9 protein-coding genes are annotated in these 8,284 nt (G+C 69.1%); all 9 read right to left on the reverse strand.

Features of this window, described 5'->3' with window-relative positions; all coding sequences use genetic code 11:
* Positions 1–22 precede the first annotated feature (22 nt).
* Complete coding sequence (locus tag BN948_RS14360; protein ID WP_009516857.1) at positions 23–334, reverse strand: 2TM domain-containing protein; 312 nt, start codon at positions 332–334, stop codon at positions 23–25.
* 24 nt (positions 335–358) lie between these two features.
* Positions 359–772, reverse strand: coding sequence for a DUF2306 domain-containing protein (locus BN948_RS14365; protein ID WP_009516858.1), 414 nt, complete (start codon positions 770–772; stop codon positions 359–361).
* Between the two features lie 152 nt (positions 773–924).
* Complete coding sequence (locus BN948_RS14370) at positions 925–2,508, reverse strand: methyl-accepting chemotaxis protein (protein ID WP_009516859.1); 1,584 nt, start codon at positions 2,506–2,508, stop codon at positions 925–927.
* Positions 2,509–2,635: 127 nt separating this feature from the next.
* Positions 2,636–2,929, reverse strand: a complete 294-nt coding sequence (locus BN948_RS14375) for a copper-binding protein (RefSeq protein WP_009516860.1) — start codon at positions 2,927–2,929, stop codon at positions 2,636–2,638.
* Positions 2,926–4,416: a hypothetical protein gene (locus BN948_RS14380; protein ID WP_009516861.1), complete on the reverse strand. Its 1,491-nt coding sequence runs from the start codon at positions 4,414–4,416 to the stop codon at positions 2,926–2,928. Before BN948_RS14380 ends, BN948_RS14375 begins: the two co-directional genes overlap by 4 nt.
* A gap of 138 nt (positions 4,417–4,554) precedes the next feature.
* Positions 4,555–5,031, reverse strand: coding sequence for a DUF411 domain-containing protein (locus tag BN948_RS14385; protein WP_009516862.1), 477 nt, complete (start codon positions 5,029–5,031; stop codon positions 4,555–4,557).
* Positions 5,032–5,036: 5 nt separating this feature from the next.
* A complete protein-coding gene (locus BN948_RS14390; protein ID WP_009516863.1) occupies positions 5,037–5,540 on the reverse strand; it encodes a cupredoxin domain-containing protein in 504 nt (167 codons plus the stop codon).
* Between the two features lie 20 nt (positions 5,541–5,560).
* On the reverse strand, positions 5,561–6,955 hold the full coding sequence (locus tag BN948_RS14395; RefSeq protein WP_009516864.1) for a multicopper oxidase family protein: 1,395 nt from the start codon (positions 6,953–6,955) through the stop codon (positions 5,561–5,563).
* A 9-nt stretch (positions 6,956–6,964) separates the two neighbouring features.
* On the reverse strand, positions 6,965–8,284 hold a 1,320-nt coding region (locus BN948_RS14400; protein WP_238327239.1), incomplete at its 5' end, for a hypothetical protein.

Here is an 8,284-nt window from a genome sequence, read left to right on the forward strand (position 1 = left end):
GCAGTATGCCGGGGGTGGGGGCTCAGGGCCGCTGGCCGCGTTCGCGCTGCAGGCGCTCGCGTTCTCGGTCCATCCAGTGCTCGTACAGGCCACCGCCGCCCAGGCGCACCCACACGGCCACGCCGTGGATGAGCAGGCCCAGGCCCCAGCCCAGGGCGGGGTAGATGGCCCAGTCGCGCCCGCTGCGCATCGACAGATAGACCAGGCCGGCGTTGACGGCGAGGAAGATGAGGGCGTGCAGCGTCCAGCCCATGCGGGCGGCCACGCGGCGGCGCGCGGTGCGTTCCAGCTCCTTGTCGAACGTGGTGGGGGCAGTGTTCAGGGGGATGTTCATGGTGAGCTCCTTCAGGGGTGGGTGTCAGATGAGTCCGAGCCACTGGCCCCAGACCACTTGGCCAAGGTAGCGGCTGGGCAGCAGGGTGAGCGCGCCGGTGACGATGCAGGCGCTGATGTAGAGCACGATCATGATCAGCCGGTGCGAGCGGATGCGCCCGTGCCGCAGGTGCCAGAACGCCAGCGCCAGCGAACCCAGCGTGATGGGCACCAGCAGGTGGATGGGCGTGTAGCCGGCGATGTTGGGCAGGCGGTAGTCACGGATGAACACGGCCGTGATGGCGACCATGAGCATCAGCGTGACCCAGGCGTAGCCCGCCGCGCGGTGCAGCACGGCGCGCGCCTGGCCGCTGCGGCGCGCCCACAGCGCCACGGGGCCGATGGCCAGCGCCGCGAGCGCGGCGCTGAGGTGGATGGCGATGACGGGGGTGAGCTGCATGGCGGTCTCCGGTGGGTGAGACCGCACTGTCGGCCGCCGGCCCCGCGCGCGCCACGGGGCCGAGACGAAACGGCGCGCCGGTGCCGTGAAACGCCGCTGGCGCGGCGCGAACGGCGATGCCGGTGAAGGCGCCGATGGCCGGCGCCCGGCCCTCAGGCCTCGGCGCTGCCGCGCGGCTGCAGGCGGAACACCTGCACCGCCTGGTGCATCACCTCGGCCTGAGATTGCAGCGAACTCGCGGCCGCCGCGAGTTGCTCGACCATGGCCGCGTTCTGCTGCGTGACCGCGTCGAGCTGGCCCACGGCCTGATTGATTTGCCCGATGCCGCTGGACTGCTCGCGCGTGGCGTGCGTGATGTCGCCGATGAGCGCGTTGACCTGCTCCACCGCGCCCACCACCTGGCTCATCGTCTGGCCGGTGCCGTGGACCAGCTCGCTGCCGCGCCTCACCTTGTCCGACGAGTCCTCGATCAGGGTCTTGATCTCCTGTGCTGCTTCCAGCGTGCGCTGCGCGAGGCGGCGCACCTCGGCCGCCACCACGGCGAAGCCGCGCCCCTGCTCACCCGCCCGCGCCGCTTCCACCGCCGCATTGAGCGCCAGGATGTTGGTCTGGAACGAGATGCCGTCGATGACCTGGATGATTTCGCCGATGCGCGACGAGCTGTGGCTGATCTCGCCCATGGTGGCGATGACCTGCGACATGGCGCTGTTGCCGTCGCGCGCCACGGCGGCCGCGCGCTGCGCGAGTTGCGTGGCCTCTTGCGCGGTGCTGGCGCTTTGCGCCACGGTGCCGTTCATCTGTTCCATGGACGCCGCCGTTTGCTGCAGGTTGCTGGCCTGCGCTTCGGTGCGCGAGGACAGGTCCTGGTTGCCGCTGGCGATCTGGTGGCTGGCGACCTGCACACCCTCGAGCTCGTGGCGCACGTCGGCCACCACGGCCTGCAGATTCACATTGAGCTGGTTCAGTGCCGCGGCGAGTTCGCCGAACTCGGCCGGTCCGCGCATCGTCAGGCGTGCGGTGAGGTCACCCGCGGCCATGGTGTTGGCGAAGCGCACGGCCTGCGCCAGCGGTTGCACGGTCTGGCGGCGCAGGGCCCAGGCGGCGAGCAGGGCTGCCGCCAGCAATGGCACCGCCAGGGCGATGTGGGCTGTGGTGCCCAGGCGAGCGCCGATCTCGCCGATCGCCAGGCCGGCCAGTGCCAGCGCCACGCAGACCCCGCCAATGGCGCGGCCCAGGCTGGGCCGCAGCGCGCGGCGCAGCCAGCCCGTCAGGCCTTTGTGCACCACCTGGCCGCGCCGCAGGCCCATCGTCACCTGGCCACCCTCGCGCTCGGCGCGCATCCGCGCATACAAGGCCTCGGCCGCTTGCACCTGCTCGCGTGTGGGTTTGGTGCGCACGGACATATAGCCCACGGCCTGGCCGTCCTGCACGATGGGCGTGGCGTTGGCCATCACCCAGTAGTGGTCGCCGTTCTTGCGGCGGTTCTTCACCAGGGCCGACCAGGGCGAGCCGCTGCGCAGCGTCTCCCACATGTCGCGAAAGGCCTCGGGGGGCATGTCGGGGTGTCGCACGATGTTGTGCGGCTGGCCCATGAGTTCATCGCGGCCGAAGCCGCTGACCGCAATGAAGGCGGGGTTGCAGTAGGTGATGTGGCTCTGCAGATCGGTGGTGGAGACCAGGGTCACGCCATCCGGGATGACGTATTCCTGTTGGGAGACGGGCAGGTTGGAGCGCATGGAACGTTGGTCAGGAGGGGCGGCTCTTGGTTCGGCCGCCTCGCCCACGTCATATCGGCTTGTGCTCGCCGATATGTAGCGCCTGGATCTCGCCGGGCGCCGTTTCGGGCGCCGGGGTTGACGCAGATCAAGGTTTCACGGGTTCGATCGACAGCACGGTGTAGGTGCCATTGATCTGGTCGGCCGTGAAGCGCACCTTGTCGCCGGCCTTGAGTTTGGCCAATTGGGTCGGATCGGTCACCTTGAACACCATGGTCATGGGTGGCATGTCCAGGTTCTTGATCTCGCCGTGCTTGAGGGTGATTTCCTGACCGGCGGGGTTGATGCGGCGGACCTCGCCTTCGGCGGGGGTGGGTTCAGCGGCCAGGGCGGTGGCTGTGGCGAAGGCCAGCGCGGCAACAACGGGTAGGTAGAGCTTCATACGAACTCCTTGACAGGGGGTATGGGTGGGATTCGCCTGGAACGGGGGTGCTCCGTGGGCGGAAAAGGGAACGCTACATCGGGCCGCTCCTTGCGCAAGCCGCCGATGCACCAGTGTTGTCCTTCAGCCTTTCGGTCTTCGGGGAGCTCTCTCTTGTGTGTCTCGATCAGCTCGCGCAGCTTGTGAACGAAGGCGTCCACCGTCAGTTGGACCTGGCCTTCATCGCGCAGCGCCTGGCACACCTTTGCGACCATTTTCTTGGCAGCATTGAATGCGCCTTCGCTGCCGTAGTACACCCCCTGGCGATTGTGCAGGGCCAGCATGAAGAGGGTGACGGCGACCGATACGCAGACCGAGTGTTGAAAGATGCCCGTGCCCACGCCGACGAAATGCAGGACCTCGTCCGGGTCCGAGTTGTGTGCCCACAACCGGATGGCGGTGCCGGCGCTGGTGGCCATGTCGCGCAAATCCTCCACGGTGTAGACGAGTTGTTCTGGGTCCTTCGTTCCGAGCTTCAGCCGCTCGCGCATGTCGGCGAAGGAGAAAAACAAGGTGTTGACCTCCTTGCCCCCCGAAGCGGCCACCAGCGCCTTGTCGGGACGAAACTGATGTTCCTTGGCGTGGAAGACGTTGGTGGCGAAGTCGCCGTCGTTGTATTTCCTGCCCTTGGGTTGTTCGGGCGGCTTGGTGCGCACGGCGCCGCGTCCCAGCTTGGCCAGCGGCACCACCTTTTGGACCATCACCGGATGAATCTCCATGTGGTTGCTCATTTCGATCACGTTCTCGCGCGTCGAGAAGCCGCCATGAATGGCCATGAACAGCCCGGGCATTTGCAGGACCGCCTGTTCCTCCTGTCCCCAGCAAGGGCTTTCGCAGGGTTTGAGCTCCCCGTGTTCATCGGCTTCCTCTGTCTTCAAGGAGCCTCCGCCGCCTTGCGGCGCGGCCGCAATGACGAAGCAGACCTTGGACTCCTTCATCGAGACATCGACATAGATGAGCATGCCTTTGCGCCAACCGATCGCGTTCAGTGACGTGGTGGACGGTATGTCGTTGATCGGCTCATCCAGAAATCGGGTGTGCGATTGGTAGGAGTGGACCTGCATGTAGGCTTTGGCCGCATCCGGGTATCTGTTCAGATAGTCGGTTTCCAGTTGTGCGGACAGCTCCATCAGCGCGGCAAGGTTGCGTCTGGACTCGGCCGTGACTTTGCCGACGTACTTGGGCTTGACCGCGCCCTGGAACTTGGGCCAATTGTCTGCACGGTGCCGGCGAATGGCGGCGACATCTTTGACTGCCGCACCGGCTTCGGGCCAAGCGTCCTCCAGCTTCTTGCTCGACAGGGTTCTCGTGATGCTTTCGGGGGCGGCGACCGGCTTTTCGGTCGTAGGCGCTGTCGCGCTTGTCTCCGGGGTTTGGACATGTGTGTCCAGATGCGTTGTGTAAGTCTTCAACGGTGTGGGATTGGCGGCCTGGCTAGCTCTTTTCATCGCTGCGGTTTCATGGGGGGACGAAGCGGCCTCTGTGATGAGGCGTTCACACGAGTTCCGCGCGCATGGCCATGGCCGATTGCGCAGGCAATCTGGTCAGGCCATTCGGACGATCGTGGGTCGGCGCAAGCTGCCCCATCACCTGCGATTGAAGTACGACTGGTACACCCGCGCCGTGCCATCGCGCTGCACGAGCAGCACGTCGTACGGGTCCTGGCGGCCGCCGTAGACGGGGTCGTCCATGCCCGGGCTGCCTACCGGCATGCCGGGCACCGCCAGGCCCAGGGCCTGGGGTTTCTCGGCCAGCAGTCGGCGGATCTCGCGCGCGTTCACGTGGCCTTCGATCACGTAGCCGTCGATGAGGCCGGTGTGGCAGGAGGCGTAGCGCTCGGGCAGGCCCAGGCGGCGGCGCACGGCGGTGTTGCCCGTGTCGTGCACCTGCACGCTGAAGCCGTCGGCCTGAAGGTAGGCGACCCAGTCCTTGCAGCAGCCGCAGTTGGGGTCCTTCCAGACCTGCAGAGGGGGCAGCGGCGCCTTGGCTTGCGCCAGGGCCCAGGCCGGCAGCGCGAGGGTGGTGGCGGCCAGCAGGAGTTGTCGGCGGTTCGTGGTGTGCATGGTGTTCATCCTTGTTTTGGCAGCACGCGAATGGTGCCGCGCATGCCGGCCTCGAAGTGGCCGGCGATCAGGCAGGCGAACTCGAAGTCGCCCGCGCGGTTGAAGTTCCAGACCAGGTCACCCTGCCGGCCCGGCGGAACGTGCGCCATGTAGGGCTCCTCGTGCTGCATGCCGGGGTGCTTCTTCATGAGTTCGGCGTGCGCCTGCAGTTCCTCGCGCGTGCCAAGCACGATCTCGTGCATCACCGCGCCCGCGTTCACCGCGCGCAGGCGCAGGGTTTCGCCTTCTCGCGCCTCGATGTGGTTGGGCGTGAGCTTCATGTCGTCGGTCATGCGGATGGTGAGGGTGCGGCGCGCGTCCTTGGCGTCGCCGGCAATGCCCCACGGCTTTTGTTCCTTCACCACGTCGGCGGTGGCGCCGTGGCCCTGGTGGGCGTCGCCGTGCGCGCGCGCCAGGGGAAGGGCCAGCGCCAGGGGCAGTGCAAGCAGGTTGCGTCGTTGCGTGTTCATGGGGGTTTTCCTTCGATGGGTCAATGGTGGGCGTGGCCGGTGGGCTTGCGCGCACGGGCTTTGGGTTCTGGCGTCTGTCCGGCGGGGCGAGGCGCGGCACGCGGTGCTTCGGGCGCGCTCGCGATCTCGACCAGGCGGGCCTGCGTGCCAGGCGGCTGGGCGTAGGGACCGGGGTCGCTGTAGTCGCCGGGCTTCTGGTCGGCGCGCACCTTGAGCACGGTGAACATGCCGCCCATCTCGATGGGGCCGTGGGGGCCGCTGCCGGTCATCATGGGGAAGGTGTTGGCGGGCAGTTCCATCTGCATTTCGCCCATGTCGGCCATGCCTCGCTCGCCCATCACCATGTGGTCGGGCGCCGCGCGCTGCAGCGCACCCACCAGGCCACGGTGGTCGGCGCCGATCATGGTGGGCACGTCGTGCCCCATGGCGCCCATGGTGTGGTGGCTCTTGTGGCAGTGCATGGCCCAGTCGCCCGGCTCGTCGGCAATGAACTCGATCTGCCGCATCTGGCCCACGGCCACGTCGGTGGTCACCTCGGGCCAGCGCGCACCCTTGGGCGTGGGGCCGCCGTCGGTGCCCGTCACCTCGAACTCGATGCCGTGGATGTGGATGGGGTGGTTGGTCATGGTGAGGTTGCCGATGCGCACGCGCACGCGCTCGCCCTGGCGCGCCACCAAGGGGCTGATGGCGGGGAACACACGGCTGTTCCAGCACCAGATGTTCTGATCCAGCATGGTGTTGACCTGTGGCGTGCGGCTGCCGGGCGTGACGTCGAAGGCGTTGAGCAGGAAGCAGTAGTCGCGCTGCGCGTCCTCGATGAGCGGGTGCTTCTGCTTCGGGTGCGTGACCCAGAAGCCCATCATGCCCATGGCCATCTGCACCATCTCGTCGGCGTGCGGGTGGTACATGAAGGTGCCGGGCCGCCGTGCCACGAACTCGTAGACGAAGGTCTTGCCGACGGGGATCTGCGGCTGGTTGAGGCCGCCCACGCCGTCCATGCCGTTGGGCAGGCGTTGGCCGTGCCAGTGGATGGTGGTGTGCTCGGGCAGGCGGTTGGTCACATAGATCCGCACGCGATCGCCCTCGACCACCTCGATGGTGGGACCCGGGCTCTGGCCGTTGTAGCCCCACATGTTCACGTGGAAGCCGGGCGCGACCTCGCGCACCACGGGCTCGGCCACGAGGTGGAATTCCTTGACGCCGTTGTTCATGCGCCAGGGCAGGGTCCAGCCGTTGAGTGTGACCACGGGTTGGTAGGGGCGGCCTGCGCCGGTGACGCCGGGCGGCGTCCAGGGAGCGGCCGTGTCGGCCGAGGTCTGTTGGGGGGCTTCGGGCAGCGCGGCCAGGGCCACGCGGCTGACGCCAGCGGCAGCGACGGCGCTCGCGGCGCCGGCAAAAAAGTGTCTTCGTTGCATGGGGTGTCCTCAGTGGGGGGTGCCGGCGCCGCTGGTGGGGGCATCGCCCGCGCCGCTCGGGGCGTCGATGGCGAAGCCGTCGCCGGCCAGCAGGGCTTGCCAGGCGGCTTGCGCCCGCCAGTAATCGCGGCGTGCCATCACGGCGGTCCGCAGGCCGGCGCTGCGTTCGCGGGCGCTGGCCAGCAGGGTCCAGGTGCTCTCCAGCATGCCGTTGACGCGCCGTTGCATGTCTTGTTGCAGCTCGTCGCCCAAGGGTGCGATGACCTGGTCCGCGTGCCGCGCCTGCGCGTGGCGCACGGCGAGTTGCGACCAGGCCAGGCGTGCCATGGCGCGACGTTCGCTCGCCATGCGCAGCAGCCGCGCGCGGTGCTCCTCTGCCTGCATCGGGCGCTGCTCGCGCAGGAGGCGCAGATCGCCCAGGTGCGGTGGCGTGGCGGTGCTGCCGTCGGGCGCGGGCATGGCCTCGAGCGCCGCGTCGCGCTCGCGCGCCCAGGCGTCCCAGCGGCCCTCGGGCAGGCCGGTGAACATCCGCTCGGCTTGGTCGCGCTCGATGGCCAGCGAGGGGTCGCCGCGCAACGCAGCGGCCTCGGGCGAGGCATCCGGGGCGGGGGGTGTCATCCGCTCGGGTGGTGCGGGCAGGGCATCGGGCAGGCGCTCGAACAGCGCCTGAACCTCGGCCGCACGCCACAGCCCCAGCAAGGCGGCCAGCCGCTCCAGCGCGGCCTGCGCGGCCAGGGTTGCGTCGCCCTGGGCGCGCCAGGCCTCGGCTTCGATGCGCTGCTCCTGCAGCAAGCGGGCGTGGGGCCAGTTGCCCGCCTGCACCATGCGCCGGCCGAGTTCGGTGCCGGTGCGCGCGGTGTCCAGCACGTCCGTGCTCAGTTGGGCCGAGGCGCGCAGCGCGACCGCGTCGATCCAGGCCTGCTGCAGCGCGCGCACGTGGCCGGCGAAGGCCACGCGCACGCGCGCCTGCTCAAGCGGGTTCATGCCCGTGTGGGTGAACAGGTCCGGGCGCTCGCGCAGGGACATGTTCAAGGCCTCGGCCAGCGTCAGGGGCTTGGCCGGCGCCGGGGTTGGCGGCGCTGGCGCGGGCGCGGGCGCTCGCGCGGCCTCCCAGCGCAGCAGATCCATGTGGCCGCGCGGGAATTCGGCCACGCGCCGGTTGGCCTCGCGCCAGCGCGCGAGCGCCTGGGCCAGGTCGGCGTCGGTCGGGGGGGCGTCCAGTCGCTGAAGGTCGGGCAGCGGCGGGGGGGGGGGGGCCCGCGCCCCCCCGCGCACGGGGGCGGGACGCCGCGGGGGGGGGCCCCCCCCCGGGGGGGGGGCGGCAGGGAG

Origin of the sequence: Hydrogenophaga intermedia (assembly GCF_000723405.1) — a bacterium.
Taxonomy (GTDB): domain Bacteria; phylum Pseudomonadota; class Gammaproteobacteria; order Burkholderiales; family Burkholderiaceae_C; genus Hydrogenophaga; species Hydrogenophaga intermedia.